The sequence below is a fragment of the Rhodococcus sp. 05-2255-1e genome, assembly GCF_002259025.1.
Classification (GTDB): Bacteria; Actinomycetota; Actinomycetes; order Mycobacteriales; family Mycobacteriaceae; genus Rhodococcoides; species Rhodococcoides fascians.
Window position 1 is genome coordinate 575,806 of the sequence record NZ_NOZE01000013.1, and the last position, 17,391, is coordinate 593,196.

Here is a 17,391-nt window from a genome sequence, read left to right on the forward strand (position 1 = left end):
CTCAGCGCAACAGAGCTCTTGCCCACACTCGCAGAAATCCCTGACTCAGGTATGTCAATGAGCCGATGGCCAGCACCCATTTGGCGGTGCTGACCACGGTGGTGGCTCGGACAACGGTGTCGGAGATCTGTTCTCGGTTGTCCACCAGTATCAGCCCGACGATGTTTTCGATGTAGTCACCGGCAGCGGAGGCCACGGGAGCGACGGCCAATGCCGTCGTTACTGCAGGGCTCAGCGGAGTCTTCGCAGCCAAGCTCCTCGCACCCGCACGCAGTGCGATGGCATAGATGGCCGGGTGGACGAAGTCGGGCAGATAATGACTGCGAAAGCGGGCGATCTCCGTCTCGTCCATGCTCGCCAGAATCTGCCGGTACCGCTGTTCGGACCAGGCCGTCTGCACGGCAAGCACTTTCGGTGCCGCGGGCCCGAGCAACCGGGCGATATTGGCCTGGGAGACGACGAACAACGCCGACCATCCCAGTAGCTTCCGATCCAGCACAGTCAGCGACATGAGAGCAGATTACTGTGTCAGAAATGGACGAACTACCGCTTCGAAGGCTGAGTAGCCATCGCGGTGGATGCTGTGTCCGGTCCTGAATGCCTCCACTCGACAGTTCGGAATGCTCGCTACCATCGCGTCGAGCCGAACCGGATCGACCATGCCGCCCGGACCTCCACGAAGTACCAACGTCGGAGCAGTGATGTCGGCCAACGACTCCCACCACCGCGGGTTCGGCCGACGGAACTGCTCGAGAGCAGTGGCGGTCATCGATCGATCGAACGCGAGTACCGCACGGGGATGCAGAACAACGCTGGTCGCCGCATGCCAGAGTTCGGTGACCGACGGCATCCGACCGGTCAGGGTCGGCGGGGCGTCCCCCGGCCTGATCGGTATCGGAAGTTCTTCGAGAACCAGACGGCGAACGAGAGACGGACGACGCTGCGCCACGAGCGAGACCGCGTATCCACCGAGTGAATGCCCGACGAGATCGACTTCGGTGAGCCCGAGGTGATCGATCAGGGCGAGGAGATCACCGCCGAACATGTCGAACTCGTACGTGGGCGTGTGGGCACTCTTGCCGTGCCCGCGCAGATCTACGGTGATCACCCGGCGACCGTGCGCGGTCAGAGCCCGAGCGAAGCGATCCCAGGTTCCGCTGTCTCCGCCCATGCCGTGCACCAGCATCACCGGTGCCGCACTCGTGTGTTCCAGCGGCGCGAACGAGCGATACGCGATGTCGACGCCATCGAGGTCGACCGTCTCGGACATCATCTGCATTTCCCCGACGGTAGCGGTTCCTACTCGTAGATTCCTTCCACCCGCCACAGACCGTCGTCGAACACCAGCAGCAACGCCCTCTCGTCGTCGAGCACCACCTGTGCCCGCGCCGTCGGCCCCGTCGATCCTTGCCCGCTGTCCCACCACCGTTCGTCGACGGGCCACGGCCCGGCCAGGCCCGTCAACTCCCATTCCTTGGTCCCCCACCGCAATCTCTTGGGCGGCGCATCGAACACACCGCGGTCGGTGACGCCGATTCCCGAACCCGCTCGATTCATCAGCGTCACTGCCGGGCGTGTCTCGATCACCGCCGCCGGTGCCGGCTCGGGTAGTCGGCCCGGCCACGGGGCCGATGGATCGGACAGCGGCACCAGCTCGTCTCCCAGTGGACGCAACGTGATCCGCTCGGCCGGCCCGCGTCCACCGCTGAGAACACCCCCGAGCACCGATTCGCCACCGAGCAGACCCTGAACGCGTACCAACGCCCGACGCGCCCTGTCGTCCTCGTCACCGACACTGCCCCACAAGCCCAGCTGCAACTCCCCCGCTGCCACCACTTCGATCGGCTCGAGGCGCAGGACGGTGATCGCCGACGTCGGCTTGTTCTCGCTGCGTCCGGTGATCCAGCCGTCGAGTTGCCACCGCACGCGATCGGCCGTGCCCTCCGGCGTCAACGGCTCGGCGCACCGCCAGATTCGCGACAGATTCTCACCGTTGCCGGTACTGGCGTGCACCAGCAACCGAGTGCACGCAACAGCAGCCGCGGCAAGCTTGGTGTGCAGCTGCTCGGCCAATGCGCGCCCGGCGAACGCGGCTGCATCCACCCGGTCGATCGGCGGATCGCACAGATACTCCACATCCAGGTCGGGAGGCAGAGCACGGGCAGACGGCGGCCTTTCGGGCTCACCGCGGGCACTGCGATGCGCCAGCACGGCATCGGTACCGAATCGCGATGCCACATCCGACGGAGACAGGGCAGCGAAGTCCCCGATTCTGCGTAAACCCAAGCGGTGCAACAGATCCACCAGTTCACCACGATCGGCCGCGGCCATACTGGGCTCCGCCGAGAGTTCGGCGATCGGTAACGGCGAAAGAAACCCGGCACCACCACCGCGCGGCACCACCTGTGCGTACCGCGCGGCGACGACTGCGGTGGACAACTCGTCGGCAATCCCGATCTGACATTCGACACCGGCAGCCGACGCTTCGTCGATCAACCGCTCCGCGGCGCGATGCTCGGTACCGAAGTACCGTCCGACACCACGCGCTGCAAGAACCAACAGGCCCGGCCGCAGCACTTCGACGCCGGGGGCGATGGCCGCGACAGCCGAGACCACGGGCTCGAACAGGCGTGCATCACGATCGGTATCGGCAACGGCCACATGCACGTCGGGGCACCGCGCCTGCGCCTCCCGGCGACGTAGGCCACGCTTGATGCCCGACGCCCGTGCCGTGGCCGAGCAGGCGACGACCCGGTTGGCCGACGTGACGACCACCGGGTGCGTCGCCGGTAGATCGGCCTGAGCTGCTGCGGCGACGGCAGGCCAGTCGGGACACCACAGCGCCAGAACACGGTTGGACTGGCCGGTACTCATGTCGAGACCGCGATCGACAACGGATTCGACTCCTGCTGTTCGGCATGCCATTCGATGCGGCCGTTCTCCGCACGCAAGTCGAATCGAACCGTACGAGGACGCATCGCTTTGCCCCGCGCGCACACCGACAATCGAACCCCACGCAGCCGGCCACGCCCCAGCTCACGGCCTGTGCCGAGGCCGTCGTAACCGTGCACCGACGCGTCGAGTCGTAGCTCGGCTCCGTCCCAGTGCCCGTCGGTCACCACCAACGTCGACCCTTTACTGCGGGCGCGCGCGACCACTGCTCTGGCCCGAGTCGGTGGTACCGACATGCCACCGAGGCCGAGGACGACGAGATCGACGCCGTCGAGCAGGATCGCCGCCACTTCCACCGGGTCGGGGCCGGGATCGGGAATCAGAGCCAACTTGCTCAGTTGCGCGCCCATCTCCACCGCAGCCAGCAGCCCGAAGCGGGGCTGGCCTATGACTGCGACATGGCCACCGGCACCGGTCACCGCGGCCACCAACCCGATCAACAACGAACCGGCACCGGACACCGAGGCCACCGTTCCGCGCACCAGACCACCGTGCGGAAGAACCTCCATCAGCGCCGACGGCACCGGAAGAACAGGTCGCCTACGGGTCGGTACCGACACCTGCTCCGAGCCGTCGACGGCGTCGGATTCGGGGTCGGAATCGGGGTCGGTAGGGCGGGGACGAACGGGAGCAGAATTCTCGATGCGCACCGAGGCCGTTTCACCGCGAGACGGTACGGCAGCCATCCGGCTGCGCAGCAGCGCCACCCGCTCGGGAAGCGACAACCCGTCGAGCGCATCCGGCGGTACGGAAGCCTGTGCTGCAGCCTCGGAAACAGACATGTCACTCCCCTTCACTGCATGAAAAATCGAGCCGAAACACCGGTGTTCGACGGACGCGGGAAGTGACGTATTCGAACACAATTTCGATCTGCACTCAGTAAAGCCGTTCGGACGGCAACTCGTCAAGGCGATGCCGTAGCCCCTGGTAGAGGCGGTAGTACCGCTGCTGCGGGCACACCGCGGCATCGTCCACTAACCTGTGGACGTGACCGATCAGCAGCGTGTTCGACGGGGAGTCGGGCCCGACTACCTCCTCGCCGGCAGATACCGTCTCGCCGGCAAGCTCGGCGGTGGCGGCATGGGCGCGGTCTGGCTCGCCACCGACACCCTTCTGCACCGGCAGGTGGCCGTCAAACAGGTCACCTCCACCACCCGATTGACCCCGGAACAGGCAGTGGACGTGCGCAACCGGGCCATGCGCGAAGGACGGATCGCGGCCCGCCTGTCGAGCCCCCACGCCATCGCGATGCACGACGTCGCTCTCGTCGACGGCGAGCCGTGGTTGATCATGGAATACCTGTCCTCACGCAGCCTCGCGCAGGCGCTCGGCGTCACCGACTCACTACCACCGTTCGAGGTCGCTCAGATCGGTGCGCAGATCGCCGACGCCCTGACCGAAGCACACGACGCCGGAATCGTGCATCGCGACATCAAGCCGGGCAACATTCTGATCGCCGACCGCGGCAAGGATCTGGGCATCGTCAAGATCAGCGATTTCGGCATCTCGCGAGCCAAGGGCGACGTGGAGGAAGCCGACGACAGCGTCATCACCGGCACCCCCGCATACTTCGCCCCCGAGGTCGCGCGCGGCCAGGACCCCACTGCGGCCAGCGATGTGTTCTCCCTCGGCGCCACGTTGTACACCGCAATGGAAGGTGCGCCGCCCTTCGGCATCGATCACGATTCGATTGCGCTCCTGCACCGAGTTGCCAAGGGGCAGATCATCTCTCCCACTCGCAGCGGAGACCTCACCGGCCCACTACTGCACATGCTCGAGCCCGATCCGGCTCGACGTCCCACCATGGCGCAGGCCCGTGACGAGATCATTCTTGCCGCAATAAGCAAGCGCGGCACCATCTCTCAGTTGCGCGGAGTACCTCTGACCTCAGCGGACGGCGTCGTACCCGCCTGGGCGAGACGATCGACTCCCGTCTCGGAATCTCGTCGACCGTCCCGAGAATTCGGACGCACCATCGCCGGTCTGCCCGCCGTGCAACCGGGTGAGAGCCGAACGAATCCGACTCCCTCCTCGTACTCACCGCCGCCGTTCGACCTGCCGAAGAAGAAAAAGAACCCGGTCCAGGACGCAATCATGCGCATCGAGGACGTTATCGGCGACCGGACGTCCATCCCGGCGACGGCCATCCTCGCCGGACTCGTCGTGGTCGTGATTCTTCTGGTCCTGGCGATCGCCCTTTTGTTCTGACCGCTGCAGCCGTTCCCGTCAGCGCGCCTCGTACACGATGATCGCGATCTGAACCCTGTTGCTGCACTTCAGTTTCGCCAGTATTCGAGAGACGTAGGTCTTCGCGGTTGCCACACTCATGTACAGTTCCGAGCTGATTTCTGCGTTGGACTTTCCCGATCCGACGGAGACCGCCACCTCCCGTTCGCGGTCGGTCAGAGAATCGAGCATCTTCCGCGCACGCACCGTTGCGGAATCATCAGATCGAGCGTCCTGCTCGCGCCAATGGGCAACCAAGCGGCCGAGGGCCGTCGGCGACAGCATCGACTCCCCGGTTCCGACGCGATGCACCGCATCGATGATGTCCCGTGGTGGCGTGTCCTTGAGCAGGAACCCGTTGGCTCCCGCCCGCAACGCCCGCAGCAGATACTCGTCGGTGTCGAACGTTGTCAGTACCACGATTGCCGTCGTATCGCCTTCTGCGCGAAGCATTTCAGTGGCCGCAAGACCGTCCACCACCGGCATCCGAACATCCATCAGAACCACGTCCGGCGACAACGCATGCACTGCGTCGATGCCGACGCGTCCATCGGACGCCTCACCGACCACTCTGATACCAGGATCCGAATTCAGGATCATCGACAATCCCGCCCGAACCAACGCATCGTCGTCGACCAACAACACCTCGAGGACACTGTCTGCTTCGCGACATTCGGTCAGTTCGGGCACGGCAACCACGCCTCCAGACGGTAGACCACTCCACTGGCGCTTCGCGCGATTCCGTACTCGATTCGCCCGCCGGCCAGCTCGACCCGTTCGGTGATACCGATCATTCCCGATCGAGAACCCGGCACTGTTGCGGGCCTTCCTGCACTGATGCCGTTTTCGAGCCATACTCGAATTTCATTGCCCACCGGTGCAATTCCGCAGAACACTGGCAGCCCTGGCGCATGTTTTCTGGCGTTGGTCAGACCTTCTTGAATCACGCGGTGGATGGTGCGAGAAGCAGAGGCAGGTAGGGAGAAGTCCGCGGGCAACTCCTCGACGAACGTCACCTGTGTACCCGCCTTTTCCGAGTCCTCGATCAAGTCGGCGATATCGGCCACACCCGATTGTGGGCGTGCAGAGCTGACTTCGCCCGAGCGCAATACCCCCAGTATCTCGCGTAGATCCTCGAGGGCGCCGTGTGCATTGGACCTGATGGTGCTCGCCAGCGCTTCGACCTCGCGCGCACCCACGTCCGGCCGGACCTCCAGTGCACCGGCATGGAGACTGACCAGCGAAATCCGATGTGCCAGTGCGTCGTGCATCTCACGCGCGATCCGCTCTCGTTCGAGTCCGCGAACGGTCTCGGCCAGCAGGTTCGACTCCGACTCGGCCCGCGCGGCCCGCTCCCGTAACGAAGCGATCACTTCGCGCCGAGACTTGACGACGATGCCCCACGCCGCCGGGATGCTCAGAAAGGCCAAGCTGGTTGTTGCGATGTAGAGAACAGACTGCTCGACCCACAGCGTCGTCCAGATCATCGATCCCAGCACGTGCAGAACCACCACCGAAGCGGTGACCCGCCACGACTTTCTCGACGCGACGGTGTACACGGCAACCAGCTCCGCTCCACCCACTGCGTCGGTGAGAACTGCGCTCACCGCCAGTGCCACAGCGATCTCGATCGGCCACCGGCGCCGCCACCACACCAACACCGAACCGAGCACACCCACGACAATCGACACGACCGTTCGGGTGGTGGTCATTCCCTCGGTGCCTACAGCCACCGGCAGCACCAAAAACAGCGCGAACACGACGGCCGCGACGTCCCATGCACGTTCCCGATGCCTCCGAAGCAGGGTCATGCTCGTACCGTCATGATCGAACCAGGGGACGCCAGTACTGGCGGGTCTTCTTGTCACGAACCACTACGCCGAGTCGGTCCAGTTCCGAACGTAATTCGCGAGCGTCGGAGCCGGCCTTCTTCTTCAACGCCATGTCCCGAGCCTTCAACACCGCATTCACCTCCGGTCCCAGAACTGGTGTTTCTGGCACCCACAGGTGATACAGGTCGTCATAGGGATCACCGGAAACAACCGAGTACCCCCGCTCGGCAAACGCCGCTTCGATCGCATCGCGTTTCTCCTCGGTCGGCACTCGCGCCAGCTGGCGCGAGGCGTCGTCGAGCAGTACCAATTCCTTGCCGTCGACGAACACCGTCCCGACCTGCGATCTGGACACCGTGACGGTTTCTCCCTTCTCGGTGATGCGTACCTGCGCCTCCGACACCGCCACCCGCGCTGTGTCGTAGAACGCGGCGGCCACCAGCGCCAGCCCCAGCAGGGCTCCCACGCCAATGCACACGTATCGCACCCACCACTGCGTCCAGGAAGCGATCAGCTCCAGCGGGCCTTGGAACGGTATCCACGCGAGCGATGCTCCCCACTCCGCAACATAGGGCACCGCGAATCCCATCAACCCACCGATAATCAAGGCACTTGCGATCAGGAAGAACCGATCACCGCGGGAGAACCACAGCACTGCCGGCCGCGTCTCCCCGAGCCTCTTGTCGTCCATATGCTCACGGTATCGAGTGCGAGAGCTGGTACCCAGTCATCGAAAGTCGACACTTCGCCGACAGTCGACGACAGGAAGTACTCGATCAGCCGAGAACCGGCATCACCAACGTCGTCAGAGCGCCGTCGACCGCGGAACGCACCAGCATCGGTTGATCCGGTGCAGCGATATCGAGCATCAGATCCGGTCCGACGGCCGATGCAACGGCGGCCTGCAGAACGGCCGCATCGAAGAACACAACGCTCTGTGAACCGGTCACCCGTGCAGGAACCGGAACACCATCGACCGAGAAACCGTCGGGCCCGGCCTCGATACGCAGGGTACTGCCGTCGACGGGAACGAAATCTCGTTGCAGCACAACCCTCGTCACGGTCGGAGCCAGACCGTCCATCATCGTGCGCCAGTCGGGGAATTCACCGTCGACCGTGTTCACCGGCACCCGAGAACCGTCGGAGTCGATCACCATCGACTCCTCGGTTCGCGTCAGCACGAGGGCGCCCGACGCGGGGACGGCCTCGAGAGATCCGACGGCTACGATTCGCGACCACGGTAGGCCGGGCGAGCACTGCGCGACGAGACTGCGCGTGGACAATCGATACCGATCCGTCGCGGTGAGGGTGACACTGCTTCCGTCCACCTCGATCAGTACGCCCTGCAGTACCGGAAATTCTTGGCTCACCCCGGCCGCCGACGAAACCTGCGCCATCGCCGAGGCCAAATCCTCGGCTGATACCGTTGCCGTGCAGTATTTTTCGTCGAACAACCGGCGAATCGACACTGCTGCCTCGGCTGCCGCCCGCGCCTGTGCAGCCAGAGCTTCGACGTGTCGATCCACGATTTCGATGGCGTTAGTTCCATCGCCGTCGAGGGCAGCGGCAACCTTGTCGAGTGGCAACCCGATCTCGCGCAGCTGGCGAATGATGTTCGCCCGCTTCGATTGTGCGCGGGTGTAGTAGCGATAGCCCGATTGTGCATCGATGGACGCCGGGGCCAGCAACCCGCAGTCGTCGTAGAACCGCAGGGCGCTGGGGGTCAGCCCGCTCTCGCGCGCGAACACACCGATGGTCAGGAATTCTTCGTCCGAATCAGTCATGCCGAAATTCTGAAGCTTCGCGTCGGTCGAAGGTCAAGCCCAACGCAGACGGCCTAATCGATTCGACGCTTGTGCGCCCACCGCGTCAGTGCATTCCTGTTCGATTGTTGGGTCTTCCGAAGAACATTGGACGCGTGCGTTTCGACGGTTTTGACCGAGATGAACAGATCCTCGGCGATCTCGCGATACGTGTAGCCGCGCGCCAGCAACCTCAGCACTTCGAGTTCACGGGGCGTCAAAGAATCCAATTCCGGATCCAACGGCGGCTCGGGAGCTGCGCTGCGGCCGGTGAACGAGTCGAGGACGAAGCCGGCCAGACGCGGGCTGAACACCGCGTCTCCCCCGGCTACGCGTCGGACGGAATCGGCCAGTTCCGAGCCGGAGATGGTCTTGGTGACATACCCCCTCGCGCCGGCCCGGATGACGGCGATGACGTCCTCCGCTGCGTCGGACACGCTGAGCGCCAAGCACACCGGGCCCTCGGCGATTCGGTTGAGCACGGCCACTCCACCACCGTCGGGCATGTGCACGTCCAGGAGCACCACGTCGGGCTTGGTGGAATCGATCCCCGACACCGCCTCGGCGACCCCGCCTGCTTCCCCGACGACGTCGATGTCCGCCTCACGGCCCAGTTCGGCGCGTACTCCCGAGCGAAACACCGCGTGGTCGTCGACCAGAAAAACGCGGAAAGGGTCGGTCACGTCGGCTGCTCCTGATGGTTGGATTCGGATTCGGTGGTCACTGCCCCGCCGTTGCGTGGCATGAAGATTCGTACTTCGGTTCCCTTACCGACTGTGGACCGCACCTGTACGGAACCGCCGCGGCGTTCGATTCGTCCACGGATGGACTTGGCCAGTCCCTGTCGGTCCTCGGGCACCGCGGACTCGTCGAAGCCCGTACCGCGATCGCGGACGAACACACTGACCTGCTCGGGTTCGGTTTCGGCGAACAGATCGATGTTGGTCTCACCGGAATGCTTGGCCGCGTTGACCAGAGCTTCACGAGTGGCCCCCAGCAGCGCGGTGAAGCTCTCTCGCGACAGCCCCGATTCGACGTCGTCCGGCAACAGATGCACGTCCCCGACCGTGATGGGACGGACCGTCACGCCGTGTTGATCCTCGACCTCGCCGGAGATGGTCTTGAGCGCATCGGCCAAGCTCGAATTGTCTGTGTCGCCGCCGTCGAACAACCACTTGCGCAGTTCTCGCTCCTGCCCACGCGCCAGCCGCATGACCTCCTGCGGCCGATCCGCCTGCTTCTGAATGAGCGCCAACGTCTGCAGCACCGAATCGTGCAGATGCGACGCAATCTCTTCACGTTCGTCGTTTCGGATACGCGCCGATCGCTCGGCCCCGAGCGCACGCCAGGTCCGCAACCAGATCGGCACCGTCAACAGACCGACACCGACGAGGGTGACCACCACGGCCAACAGGGACGACCGAAGCGACGCGAGATCGACGCGGGCCAACACCACCACGGCCAGGCCCAGGACGATCAACGTCGCGCCGCCGACGACACGAGCCCAGCTGAGCACGGTCGGTTGCTTGGGCAGCCCCAGCGCCGTCCGCGGCCCCTCGGCATCGAATTCGCGCCACACCAGTGCAGCACCGACGACGACCACGACGACCGGCACGACAACCGATGCCGCAGTACCACTGAGCAACCAGGCCAGCCCGACGGCGAGTCCGAGGCCGATGGCGGCCAGTCCCAATGCTCGTTGCCGCTCGGTAGCGCTCGGACGTACCGTGTCGTCACCGACCGGGGTGAACATCCAAATCAGGCCGTACGCAACGATCCCTGCACCGGCGGACGCCGCGAGCAACGCGAACGCCACCCGGATCTTGAACACGTCGACACCCAGATGATCGGCGAGTCCGCCCGCGACGCCGCCGACGATACGACCGCCGCCGCGGCGCCGATACGGTGCGGGGGCCGACCGTTCCAACGCTGCACGAGAAGCCGAACCCGACGCAACGACAGGGTGCGGCGGGAGCGGACGGGTCGACGGCGCAGCACCGGGCGCGGCGGACGCGCCGACGGCGGCGTCAACGGCTGGATTGTCGACAGGGTGCACGCCCACGATCCTGGCACGGCCGAGGGCGGTACCGCATCAGGGTTCGCCCTGATCTTTCGCCCTTGCAACAGACCCGGGTGCAAGTCCGGGGTACGAGATCAGGGGAATCCCTGATGTGTTCCGAGGTTCGAGCCGACACGATGGTCATCATGAACAACGTGACCGTCTCGGATCAGCTACAGCAGATGTGGCGCACCCGTCCGCACCGCTTGCCGCAACGCGGACACGTGGCGGGTGTAGCAGCCGGTATCGGCTACCGATACGACGTCGACCCCGTACTGATCCGGGTCGCATTCGTCGTGTCCACCCTCTTCGGCGGCACCGGAATCGTGCTGTACCTGGCGGCGTGGCTGGTCCTCAGCCGCGCCGGCGACTCCGCCTCGGGGGTCGAATCCATGGTGGGCCGCGGGCACAGCTCCGATTCGACGACGAAGACCGTCGTCGTGGCGGTCGCGTTGGTGATCGCACTGTCGACACTCGGTCCGGCCGGTGTGGGACTCGGCGGATCCGGCGTGATCTCTCTCGCGGCGATGCTCGGCGGACTGTGGTTGCTTCACCAGCGCTGCCCCGAGCCGCCGCCGTACCTGCGAACAGCGGAATTCACCCGGCAGCAGTACGCACCGACCCCGTTCGGCTCGACCACCACCTCCGCGGAGCAGTGGTCCGCCGCGCAATACCGGCCGCCGCAGTTCCAGTACGAGCAGTACACCCCGTACACGACGCTACCCAAGAGCTACGAGCCGACACCGCAGACAACACAGCCGGTATCGGAATCCGGTACTGCACCGACCGTCGACCTCACCAAGAGCACACGTGCCGAAAGTACCTCTGCCACTGCCGTTCCGACCACACCCCAGGCCGTGACACCTCCGTCGTGGGACCCGTTGGGAGTGGCACCGTTTGCGTGGGACCTCCCCGAACCGGCCGGCACCTTCCCACCGGCAGCGATCGAACGTAAGCGTCGATCGCGTTGGACGGCAAGCTTTCTCGGCCTAGCATTGCTCGGCGCTGCCGTCACCACCGGGCTCGGAGCACTGACAGGCTCCGACTGGATCACTCCGGGCCGCGTCGGTGCCGTCGCGTTGTCGATCATCGCAGTGGGTCTGATCCTGGGCGCATTTCTCCGAAAGGGCTACGGCCTGTTGGTCGTCGGCGCGCCGCTGGCCGGGTTCGTCATCCTGGCATCGGTGGTCGGGCCGGTGAATCTGGACGACAGTGTGTCGGGCGCGCAACGGGTTGCCCCGACCACCGCCGCCGCACTTGCCCCCGCCTACGACGTCGGCTTCGGTGAACTGGACCTCGACCTCACCGGCCTGACGCTCACCGAGAACAAGACTGTGGCGATCGATGTGACGTTCGGCAGTGCCGTGGTAACCGTACCGAGCACGATGAGCATCGAGACGAAATGCAACGCCGAATTCGGTTCGGCCGAGTGCGGTGGTCCCGGCGTCCGCGCCGGAAAGGACGCACGACCCGACGCGCCGGTCTTGACGATCGAAGGCGATGCGACATTCGGAGAACTGAAAGTGGTGCAGCAATGAGCGACAACGGGGTTCACACCGAATACGGCCACGGAGACAGTTCTTCGGACACCGCGGCACAGAGTTCGAGCAGGCAGGGCCCGTCGGCTCCGTTGTTCCTCGCCGGACTCGCCGCGCTGATCGTGGCGATCGCCGCGCTGATCGGCCAGGACGCCGTCACCGCCCTGGCCGAGGTTCAGTTCCGCTGGGTGTTCGTCATCGCCGCGGTAGTGGTGGGTGCGGCCTTACTGCTGGGTCCCAGCAGAAAGCACTGAACCCGCTACTCCCACTCGATGGTGCCCGGCGGCTTGCTCGTGACGTCGAGTACGACTCGGTTGACCTCCGGAACCTCGTTGGTCACCCGAGTCGAAATCGTTTCCAGCACGTCGTACGGCAACCGGGTCCAGTCCGCGGTCATCGCATCCTCGCTCGACACCGGACGCAACACGATGGGGTGGCCGTAGGTCCGACCGTCTCCCTGCACGCCGACGCTGCGCACGTCGGCCAACAGCACCACCGGGCACTGCCAGATCTGCTGATCCAGGCCTGCGACCGTAAGCTCTTCTCGAACAATCGAATCCGCGTGACGCAACGTGGCCAGTCGGTCTGCGGTGATCTCGCCGACGATGCGAATGGCCAGTCCCGGTCCCGGGAACGGCTGTCTGCCGACGATGTCCTCGGGCAGGCCCAGCTCGCGTCCGACGGCGCGCACCTCGTCCTTGAACAGCGCACGCAACGGCTCGACCAACGCGAACTGCAGATCGTCAGGCAGACCGCCGACGTTGTGATGGCTCTTGATGTTTGCGGTACCCGAACCGCCACCGGACTCCACGACGTCCGGGTACAGGGTGCCCTGCACCAGGAACTCGACGGAATCACCGTGCTCGGCGTTCTCGCCCAGCACCTCGGCAACGGCACCCTCGAAACTGCGAATGAACTCGCGGCCGATGATCTTGCGCTTCTCCTCGGGGTCCGACACGCCTTCGAGCGCCCCGAGGAAGGTGTCGACGGCATCGACGGTGACGAGCTTGGCACCGGTCGCGGCTACGAAGTCCTGCTGCACCTGCTCGCGTTCGCCTGCGCGTAGCAAGCCGTGGTCGACGAAGACACAGGTGAGCCGATCACCGATCGCACGCTGCACCAGGGCCGCGGCCACCGCGGAATCGACACCACCGGACAGGCCGCAGATCGCCTTGCCCGTCGGACCGACCTGTTCCTGGACGGCGTCGACCAGCGCGTCGGCAATGTTGGCGGCGGTCCAGTCCGGCTTGATTCCAGCGGTCTCGTGCAGGAATCGGCTCAGGACCTGCTGTCCGTGTGGTGAGTGGAGTACCTCGGGGTGGTATTGCACACCCGCCATCCGCTTCTCTTCGTTCTCGAACGCAGCAACCGGAGCCCCGGCACTGGTCGCGGTGACGGTGAAGCCGTCGGGAGCAGCGGTGACCGCGTCACCGTGACTCATCCAGACCGGCTGGGTGGAAGGCAGACCGTCGTGCAGGCGGCCGCCGTCGACGCTGAGCTGAGTACGCCCGTACTCACGTGTTCCGGTGTGCTCGACGGTTCCGCCGAGCGCCTGCGCCATGGCCTGGAAGCCGTAGCAGATACCGAAGACCGGGACGCCCAGTTCGAGCAGAGCGGAGTCGAGTTCGGGTGCACCCTCGGCGTAGACGCTGGACGGCCCACCGGACAGCACCAGAGCAACGGGATCCTTGGCGGCGATCTCCTCGGCGGTCGCGGTGTGCGAGATGACCTCGGAGTACACGCTGGCCTCGCGCACCCGGCGGGCGATCAGCTGTGCGTACTGGGCTCCGAAATCGACGACCAGAACCGGCCGTGCGTGTGCGGGATCGTGTGCAGAGGAGTCGGTCACCTGGTCAGTCTAGTGGGACGGCTTCGATGTACTCGCAGCACCCGAATCGCTCACGCGACACCCGAATGTTCGACGGGCATGGCCGCCGAACCGGACCTGATCTGCACGATCGGCAGCCGCAGGCCGCCGGGTGCGTCGACGGGCACGACGGGCGAGTTCGGAGCGATCGGATCGAGGCGCTGGTAGGGCTGGCCCTGCGCCGGACGCAGGTCCGACTCGCCCTTGTTCGGCCACAGAGCCGCCGACCGCTCGGCCTGCGCGCTGATGGTCAGCGACGGGTTGACTCCGAGGTTGGCCGAGACTGCCGCACCGTCGACCACGCTGAGAGTCGGGTAGCCGTGGACGCGGTGGTACGGGTCGATGACGCCGTGCTGGGCGTCCTCGGCGATAGCGCACCCACCGAGGAAGTGTGCGGTGAGCGGGATGTTGAACAGCTCGCCCCACGTCCCACCTGCGACGCCGCCGATCTTTTTTGCGATGCGCCGAGTGGCGTCGTTGCCCTCGGGAATCCACGTCGGGTTGGGCTGACCGTGTCCCTGCCTGCTCGAGATCTTGCGGCCGAAGGGGCCCCGCTTGGTGAACGTGGTGATCGAGTTGTCGAGGTTCTGCATCACCAGTGCGATGATGGTCCGCTCGCTCCAGTGCCGGACGTTGACGACGCGGACGAACTGGATCGGATGCGCGATCAGCGCGAAGACGAACTTGAGCCAACGCGGAATCTTTCCCCCGCCGTCGGTCATCAAAGTCTGCAGCATGCCCATCGCGTTGGAGCCCTTGCCGTAGCGGCACGGTTCGATGTGGGTGTTGGGGCTGGGGTGGAACGAGGACGTGATGGCGACGCCGCGGGTGAGATCCATGTTCGGATCGACCGCCAACTTCGCGGCTCCGACGATCGACTCCGAGTTGGTGCGGGTCAGCTCACCGAGAGTGTCCGACAACCGCGGCAACGTGCCCGTGTCCTTCATCTTGTGCAGGAGGTTCTGCGTGCCCCACGTGCCGGCTGCCAGCACGACATTGGCAGCGCTGTACGTCTTGCGACCCTTGCGCAGACGCGCTCCGGTGCGCTCGGTGTCGACGTCCCAGGTGCCGTCGGACCGAGGATTCAGGCCGGTGACCGTGGTCATCGGCACGATCTCGGCTCCGGCTCGTTCGGCCAGCCCGAGGTAGTTCTTCAGCAGCGTGTTCTTGGCACCGTGGCGGCACCCGGTCATGCACTCGCCGCATTCGATGCATCCGGTGCGCTCGGGGCCGGCACCACCGAAGTACGGGTCCGGGACGGTCTTACCGGGTTCGTCTCCGAAGAACACGCCCACCGGGGTCTGAATGAACGTGTCGGCAACGCCCATGTCCTCGGCCACCGACTTCATCACCTCGTCGGCGGGGGTCATGTGCGGGTTACGCACGACACCCAACATGCGGGTGGCCTGGTCGTAGAACGGGGAGAGCTCACTGCTCCAGTCGGTGATGTGCGCCCACTGCTTGTCCTCGAAGAACGGTGCCTGCGGCTTGTACAGCGTGTTCGCGTAGTTCAGCGATCCGCCGCCGACCCCTGCACCGGCGAGGATCAGGCAGTCGCGCAGCAGATGCACCCGCTGGATGCCGTAGAGACCCAGCTTGGGTGCCCACAGGAAGCGCTTGAGATCCCAGCTGTTCTTGGCGAAGTCCTTGTCCTCGAATCGCTGCCCGGCTTCCAGGATTCCGACGCGGTATCCCTTCTCCACCAGCCGAAGCGCGGTGACGCTTCCACCGAAGCCCGAACCGACGATGAGAACGTCGTAATCCGTTGCGCGTCCAGCTGAACCCATGGTGACCTCCGCTACGTCCGTTACCTGTCGAACAGTATGCACATCGCTGTGTGACTACCGCCACAAGCGATTCTAGCTGTTACGGAAGGTATCACCAACCGAGGGTCGGCTTACCGGGACATGCCCGACGAACGACACAGGGCGCGCACCCGGAGATCGAGTGCGCGCCCTGTCGTATGGGGGTTCTGTCAGGCCCGAACGTTCAGGCCCACCTTCTGAAATTCCTTCAGATCGGAGTAGCCCGACTTCGCCATCGAGCGACGCAGCCCACCCACCAGATTGATCGAGCCGTACGACTCACGCGACGGTCCGTGCAGCACCTGATCGAGGCTCGGACGCTCCCCCGCGGACATCGGCAGCAACGCGCCACGCGGCATCGACGGATGCGCCGCGGCGGACGGCCAGTACCAGCCGCCACCGGGAGCCTCGGCGGCCACGGCCAACGGCGCACCGAGCACCGCAGCATCTGCGCCGCAGGCGATGGCTTTCGCCAGTGCGCCGGACGTGGTGATGTCACCGTCGGCGATGACGTGCACGTAGCGTCCACCGGTTTCGTCCAGGTAGTCCCGACGTGCGGCCGCCGCGTCGGCGATCGCAGTGGCCATCGGAACACCGATGCCGAGAACTTCACCGGTGGTGGTGCCGCCTTCGACGGAGCCGTAGCCCACGATGACGCCGGCCGCACCCGTGCGCATCAGGTGCAACGCGGTCCGGTGATCGCTGACGCCGCCGGCGATGACGGGGACGTCGAGCTCTGCGATGAACGTCTTGAGGTTGAGCGGCTCGTCGTCGCCGTGCGCAACGTGCTCGGCGGAGATGATCGTGCCCTGGATGACCAGCAGATCCAGACCCGATGCGATCAGCGCAGGCGTCAGAGCGCGGGCGTTCTGCGGGCTCACTCGTACAGCGACAGTGACGCCTGCATCACGCACCTGGCCCACTGCGGCGGCCAACAGATCGGGCTGCAACGGCGCAGCGTGCAGTTCCTGCAGGAATGCTATCGGCGCGTCGGGATCGAGATCGGTCTCGGCGATGTGGATCAACTGGTCGAGCTTGGCCTGCACGTCGGCGTGCCGCGCCCACAGCCCTTCGCCGTTGATCACCCCGAGCCCGCCTTGCTTACCGAGCTCGATGGCGAACGCAGGCGAGACCAACGCATCGGTCGGATGGGCGAGCACCGGGATGTCGAACCGGTAGGCATCGAGCTGCCAGGCAGTCGACACCTCCTTGGACGACCGGGTGCGCCGAGACGGCACGATATCGACGTCGTCCAGCTGGTAGGTGCGGCGGGCTTCTCTGCCCATGCCGATTTCAACGAGGTCGCGCAC

The 17,391-nt window shown here is 65.3% G+C and carries 16 protein-coding genes; 3 read left to right on the forward strand and 13 right to left on the reverse strand.

Annotated elements, in window-relative coordinates:
- Position 1 precedes the first annotated feature (1 nt).
- The 4 genes from CH262_RS12855 to CH262_RS12870 are packed head-to-tail and all read right to left on the reverse strand — an operon-like array spanning position 2 to position 3,734.
- Positions 2 to 511, reverse strand: a complete 510-nt coding sequence (locus tag CH262_RS12855) for a hypothetical protein (protein WP_094717709.1) — start codon at positions 509 to 511, stop codon at positions 2 to 4.
- Between the two features lie 9 nt (positions 512 to 520).
- Positions 521 to 1,279, reverse strand: coding sequence for an alpha/beta fold hydrolase (locus CH262_RS12860; RefSeq protein WP_032393324.1), 759 nt, complete (start codon positions 1,277 to 1,279; stop codon positions 521 to 523).
- 20 nt (positions 1,280 to 1,299) lie between these two features.
- Positions 1,300 to 2,874, reverse strand: coding sequence for a DNA polymerase Y family protein (locus CH262_RS12865; RefSeq protein WP_027496378.1), 1,575 nt, complete (start codon positions 2,872 to 2,874; stop codon positions 1,300 to 1,302).
- The gene (locus CH262_RS12870; protein ID WP_094717710.1) at positions 2,871 to 3,734 is read right to left on the reverse strand and encodes a hypothetical protein; all 864 of its coding nucleotides are present in this window, start codon (positions 3,732 to 3,734) and stop codon (positions 2,871 to 2,873) included. Before CH262_RS12870 ends, CH262_RS12865 begins: the two co-directional genes overlap by 4 nt.
- Before the next feature lie 205 nt (positions 3,735 to 3,939).
- Here CH262_RS12870 and CH262_RS12875 point away from each other — a divergent pair, with 205 nt between their 5' ends.
- Positions 3,940 to 5,160 carry a serine/threonine-protein kinase gene (locus CH262_RS12875; RefSeq protein WP_230591187.1) on the forward strand — a complete coding sequence of 407 codons (1,221 nt, stop codon included), beginning with the start codon at positions 3,940 to 3,942 and terminating at the stop codon, positions 5,158 to 5,160.
- An 18-nt stretch (positions 5,161 to 5,178) separates the two neighbouring features.
- Here the strand turns inward: CH262_RS12875 and CH262_RS12880 are convergent, their stop codons facing one another.
- The 6 genes from CH262_RS12880 to CH262_RS12905 form a co-directional block, all read right to left on the reverse strand.
- Positions 5,179 to 5,877 (reverse strand): response regulator transcription factor, encoded by a 699-nt coding sequence (locus CH262_RS12880; protein WP_256988772.1) that lies wholly within the window; start codon positions 5,875 to 5,877, stop codon positions 5,179 to 5,181.
- The gene (locus CH262_RS12885) at positions 5,856 to 6,989 is read right to left on the reverse strand and encodes a sensor histidine kinase (RefSeq protein ID WP_032387022.1); all 1,134 of its coding nucleotides are present in this window, start codon (positions 6,987 to 6,989) and stop codon (positions 5,856 to 5,858) included. Before CH262_RS12885 ends, CH262_RS12880 begins: the two co-directional genes overlap by 22 nt.
- A 10-nt stretch (positions 6,990 to 6,999) precedes the next feature.
- On the reverse strand, positions 7,000 to 7,701 hold the full coding sequence (locus CH262_RS12890) for a YqeB family protein (protein WP_052057198.1): 702 nt from the start codon (positions 7,699 to 7,701) through the stop codon (positions 7,000 to 7,002).
- Positions 7,702 to 7,786: 85 nt separating this feature from the next.
- Positions 7,787 to 8,794, reverse strand: a complete 1,008-nt coding sequence (locus CH262_RS12895) for a MerR family transcriptional regulator (RefSeq protein WP_032387021.1) — start codon at positions 8,792 to 8,794, stop codon at positions 7,787 to 7,789.
- 53 nt (positions 8,795 to 8,847) lie between these two features.
- A complete protein-coding gene (locus CH262_RS12900) occupies positions 8,848 to 9,495 on the reverse strand; it encodes a response regulator (protein ID WP_027496373.1) in 648 nt (215 codons plus the stop codon).
- The gene (locus CH262_RS12905; RefSeq protein WP_052057218.1) at positions 9,492 to 10,739 is read right to left on the reverse strand and encodes a sensor histidine kinase; all 1,248 of its coding nucleotides are present in this window, start codon (positions 10,737 to 10,739) and stop codon (positions 9,492 to 9,494) included. The genes CH262_RS12900 and CH262_RS12905 overlap by 4 nt, the downstream gene beginning before the upstream one ends.
- A 278-nt stretch (positions 10,740 to 11,017) precedes the next feature.
- On the opposite strand from CH262_RS12905, the gene CH262_RS12910 reads away from it, so the two are divergent.
- Together CH262_RS12910 and CH262_RS12915 are read left to right on the forward strand one after the other, a co-directional pair.
- Entirely contained in the window at positions 11,018 to 12,409 is a 1,392-nt protein-coding gene (locus CH262_RS12910; protein WP_032387127.1) for a PspC domain-containing protein, read from the forward strand.
- Positions 12,406 to 12,663, forward strand: coding sequence for a hypothetical protein (locus CH262_RS12915; RefSeq protein ID WP_032387020.1), 258 nt, complete (start codon positions 12,406 to 12,408; stop codon positions 12,661 to 12,663). Before CH262_RS12910 ends, CH262_RS12915 begins: the two co-directional genes overlap by 4 nt.
- Positions 12,664 to 12,668: 5 nt before the next feature.
- On the opposite strand, the gene guaA is transcribed toward CH262_RS12915, so the two are convergent.
- The 3 genes from guaA to CH262_RS12930 form a co-directional block, all read right to left on the reverse strand.
- Positions 12,669 to 14,258 (reverse strand): glutamine-hydrolyzing GMP synthase, encoded by a 1,590-nt coding sequence (gene guaA / locus CH262_RS12920; RefSeq protein WP_032365606.1) that lies wholly within the window; start codon positions 14,256 to 14,258, stop codon positions 12,669 to 12,671.
- A gap of 50 nt (positions 14,259 to 14,308) precedes the next feature.
- Positions 14,309 to 16,063: an FAD-dependent oxidoreductase gene (locus CH262_RS12925; RefSeq protein WP_032365607.1), complete on the reverse strand. Its 1,755-nt coding sequence runs from the start codon at positions 16,061 to 16,063 to the stop codon at positions 14,309 to 14,311.
- 188 nt (positions 16,064 to 16,251) lie between these two features.
- A complete protein-coding gene (locus CH262_RS12930; protein ID WP_027496367.1) occupies positions 16,252 to 17,391 on the reverse strand; it encodes a GuaB3 family IMP dehydrogenase-related protein in 1,140 nt (379 codons plus the stop codon).

Excerpts from the sequence above, each read along its gene's own strand:
- CH262_RS12855 (WP_094717709.1), bottom strand. The coding sequence starts at position 511 with ATGTCGCTGACTGTGCTGGATCGGAAGCTACTGGGATGGTCGGCGTTG.
- CH262_RS12860 (WP_032393324.1), bottom strand. The coding sequence starts at position 1,279 with ATGCAGATGATGTCCGAGACGGTCGACCTCGATGGCGTCGACATCGCG.
- CH262_RS12865 (WP_027496378.1), bottom strand. The coding sequence starts at position 2,874 with ATGAGTACCGGCCAGTCCAACCGTGTTCTGGCGCTGTGGTGTCCCGAC.
- CH262_RS12870 (WP_094717710.1), bottom strand. The coding sequence starts at position 3,734 with ATGTCTGTTTCCGAGGCTGCAGCACAGGCTTCCGTACCGCCGGATGCG.
- CH262_RS12885 (WP_032387022.1), bottom strand. The coding sequence starts at position 6,989 with ATGACCCTGCTTCGGAGGCATCGGGAACGTGCATGGGACGTCGCGGCC.
- CH262_RS12890 (WP_052057198.1), bottom strand. The coding sequence starts at position 7,701 with ATGGACGACAAGAGGCTCGGGGAGACGCGGCCGGCAGTGCTGTGGTTC.
- CH262_RS12895 (WP_032387021.1), bottom strand. The coding sequence starts at position 8,794 with ATGACTGATTCGGACGAAGAATTCCTGACCATCGGTGTGTTCGCGCGC.
- CH262_RS12910 (WP_032387127.1), top strand. The coding sequence starts at position 11,018 with ATGAACAACGTGACCGTCTCGGATCAGCTACAGCAGATGTGGCGCACC.
- CH262_RS12915 (WP_032387020.1), top strand. The coding sequence starts at position 12,406 with ATGAGCGACAACGGGGTTCACACCGAATACGGCCACGGAGACAGTTCT.
- CH262_RS12925 (WP_032365607.1), bottom strand. The coding sequence starts at position 16,063 with ATGGGTTCAGCTGGACGCGCAACGGATTACGACGTTCTCATCGTCGGT.